This is a genomic window from Terriglobales bacterium (assembly GCA_035543055.1).
Taxonomy (GTDB): domain Bacteria; phylum Acidobacteriota; class Terriglobia; order Terriglobales; family Acidobacteriaceae; genus JAIQFD01.
The window spans coordinates 1-3,106 of sequence record DATKKJ010000146.1; the positions used below are offsets into that span (position 1 = coordinate 1).

The window sequence follows — 3,106 nt, forward strand, 5'->3', positions numbered from 1 at the left end:
GGTCCCAGCACCTCCAGCACCCGGGCGCCGACCCGGGCCATGATGTGCATGTTGGCCACGACGTAGGGGGAATCGGTCAACTCGACGCCGATCTTGGCGATGGGCGACCCCACCGGCCCCATGCTGTAGGGAATGACGTACAGAGTGCGGCCGGCCATGCATCCGGTCAGCAGCTTGTTCAGCGTGGCCTTCATCTCGCCCGGCTCCTTCCAGTTATTGGTGGGGCCGGCTTCGTCCTTGGTGGCGGAGCAAATGAAGGTGCGGTCCTCGACCCGGGCCACGTCGGCCGGGGTGGAGCGGACCAGGATGCAGTTGGGGCGCTTCTCAGGATGGAGCGGGATCGCCGTGCCTGCCTGGACCATCAACCGGACCATCTCCTGGTACTCGGTGGTGGAGCCGTCGCACCAGTAAACGCGTTCCGGCTTGCAGAGCTGCGCTACTTCTTCGACCCACTGAGACAGTTTCTTATTGCTGGTACCCATCTCTTCCGTAGATGGTTCATGAATCGCGGTCGCCATAATTGCCTCGCTTGTGCCCCGAAGATACCGGGGCCGGTATGAATGAAGGATGAAGGTACAACCCTAATATTGTGCGCTCCGCGGGGCACAATTCCAAGCTGAACTTATTGACCGAGGCCTAGGCGGGCTGGGGAGCCGGTTCGGCGAGGACGGCTTCGAGGTGCTCGAGAGTCTCGGCGACGGAGAGGGTGTACATCTCGCGGCCGCTATCCAATCCCGATTCGATCGCCTGCTGCAGATAATGCCCGGCGATCTGGATGGCCAGCGGATCGGTGATGAGCTTGCCGGTGCGGTTGTTGTACTCGCCCCAGGCGGGATGGGGCAGGGCGATCCAGACGGGGCGACCGCTGACCAGGAACTTGACGTCGACGGCGTCGGCGTGGCGGGTGGCGATGGCCACGATCAGCGCCTGGTAGATGCAGTGCACATCCTCACCGGTCCAGCGGTCCTTGACGTGGAAGTCGTCGTACATGCGTGCAAATTCTAAATGAAAGCCGGCTTCTTGGCGCTGAGTACCCAGTACCCGGTACTTAGTACCCAGTTCGCTGCCCGAGCTGCGGGCATCGGGTTGAAGCACCTGTGGGCTGCACCCGCGCGGCGAACATTCCGGGGATCCTTCGCTCGGGCGTGCGTCCTCACTCAGGATGACAGGCGTAAAGGGCTTGCTGAGTACTGAGTACCAAGTACTGAGTACTTCAACTAAGCGTAAATGCCGCGCTGCCGAATCGTGTAGGCCACGCGGTTGATGGCCAGCATGTAGGCGGCGATGCGGTTGTTCACCCCGTGGGTGTCGGCGTACGCCACCACGTCCTCGAACGAGCTGCGCATGATGTGCTCCAACTGCTCGTTGACCACCGACTCTTTCCAGAAGTATCCCTGGCGGTCCTGCACCCACTCGAAGTACGAGGTGGTGACCCCGCCGGCGTTGCACAAGATGTCAGGGATGACAAAGACCTTTTTCTCCTGGAGGATGTCGTCGGCGGCGGCGGTGGTGGGGCCGTTGGCGCCCTCGGCCAGGATCCTGGCCTTCACCGACTCGGCGTTCTGGGTAGTGATGACGTTCTCGGTGGCCGCGGGGAGCAGCACCTCGCACTCGGTGGTGAGCAGCGAAGCGGACTCACGCACCTCCGCCCCGGGGAAGCCGACCACGGTGCCGTTGCGCTGGCGGTACTCGACCAGCTTGTCCACCTCCATGCCGTTGGGGTTGTAGAGGCCGCCGTCCCACTCGGCGATGCCGATGATCTTGTAGCCGTGCTCATACATCAGGCGGGCGGCGTTGGAGCCGACGTTGCCGAAGCCCTGCACGATCACCCGGGTCTCGTCGCGGTTCATCTTGAGCTTCTTGAGGGCCTCGTCGCAGACCACCATGATGCCGCGCCCGGTGGCCTCGCGCCGGCCGCGCGAGCCGCCCATGTCGATGGGCTTGCCGGTGACCACCGCGGTGACGGTCTGGCGCATGTGCATGGAGTAGGTGTCCATCATCCAGGCCATGGTCTGCTCGTTGGTGTTCATGTCGGGGGCGGGGACGTCCTTCTCCGGGCCGATGAACTCCATCAGCTCCGCGGTGTAGCGCCGGGTCATGCGCTCCAGCTCGCCCATGGACATCTTCTTGGGGTCGCAGATGACGCCGCCCTTGGCGCCCCCGAAGGGGATGTTCACCACCGCGCACTTCCAGGTCATCCAGGCGGCCAGGGCGCGGACCTCTTCCAGCGTGACATCGGGCGAGTAGCGCACGCCGCCCTTGGCGGGACCGCGGGCGATCGAGTGCTGCACCCGGAAGCCGGTGAAGACTTCCAGGCGGCCGTCGTCCATCGAGACGGGGATGTGCACGATGAGCTCGCGGTTGGGATAGCGCAGGATCTTCCACAATCCTTCGTCGAGATTCAGCTTCTGGGCGGCCAGGTCGAAGCGCGCCGCCTGCGATTCCCAGGGATTGATCTCCTGCTCGACGGAAATGGTCTTAGCCATTGGGATTCTCCGATGCGTGCCGGGCGCAACCAGGGGGAGTACTGGACATCACGCTCAACTGTGCGGCAGACAAACGGCAAGTATAAGGAAGTGGGGGAAAGCGAAGCAAGCCGGGGCTAAGGGGACGCCAGAACGACCGCTGCGGCCTCGCCTTCGGCCGACGTGCCGGGGAACCAATGCCGGGTGCGATCGCAGACGCCGCAAACGGAGAGCATCACCGGGACTTCCACCAGCACGCCGACCACCGTCGCCAGGGCGGCGCCGGAGCCGGGGCCGAACAGGGCGATGGCGGTGGCCACCGCCAGCTCAAAAAAGTTGCTGGCGCCGATCAACGCTCCCGGGGCAGCCACGCTGTGCTCGACCTTCAGCAGGCGCATCAGCCCGTAAGCCAGCGCCGAGTTGAAATAGACCTGGAGCAGGATGGGCACGGCGATCAGCAGCACGTGCAGCCAGCGCCCGGTGATGTTGTCGGCCTGGAAGGCGAAGATGAAGACCAGGGTGGCCAGCAGCGCGGTGATGGTCACGGGCGCGAAGCGCGGCAGTAACGCAGTCTCGAACCACTCGCGGCCATGCCGGGCGATGAACACCTGGCGCAGCAACGAGCCGGCGGCCAGCGGGAT

General features: G+C 64.4%; 4 protein-coding genes. All 4 read right to left on the reverse strand.

What is annotated here, in order from left to right:
* A partial coding sequence (locus VMS96_09985) for a hypothetical protein (GenBank protein ID HVP43753.1) occupies window positions 1-482 on the reverse strand: 482 nt, incomplete at its 3' end.
* A gap of 154 nt (window positions 483-636) precedes the next feature.
* The gene (locus VMS96_09990) at window positions 637-990 is read right to left on the reverse strand and encodes a hypothetical protein (GenBank protein ID HVP43754.1); all 354 of its coding nucleotides are present in this window, start codon (window positions 988-990) and stop codon (window positions 637-639) included.
* Between the two features lie 227 nt (window positions 991-1,217).
* Window positions 1,218-2,486, reverse strand: coding sequence for a Glu/Leu/Phe/Val dehydrogenase (locus tag VMS96_09995; GenBank protein ID HVP43755.1), 1,269 nt, complete (start codon window positions 2,484-2,486; stop codon window positions 1,218-1,220).
* Window positions 2,487-2,602: 116 nt separating this feature from the next.
* The coding region (locus tag VMS96_10000; protein ID HVP43756.1) for an arsenical-resistance protein at window positions 2,603-3,106 on the reverse strand (504 nt) is incomplete at its 5' end.

Bases quoted from the DNA above. Each gene is read 5' to 3' on its own strand.
- VMS96_09990 (HVP43754.1), bottom strand. From the start codon at position 990: ATGTACGACGACTTCCACGTCAAGGACCGCTGGACCGGTGAGGATGTG.
- VMS96_09995 (HVP43755.1), bottom strand. From the start codon at position 2,486: ATGGCTAAGACCATTTCCGTCGAGCAGGAGATCAATCCCTGGGAATCG.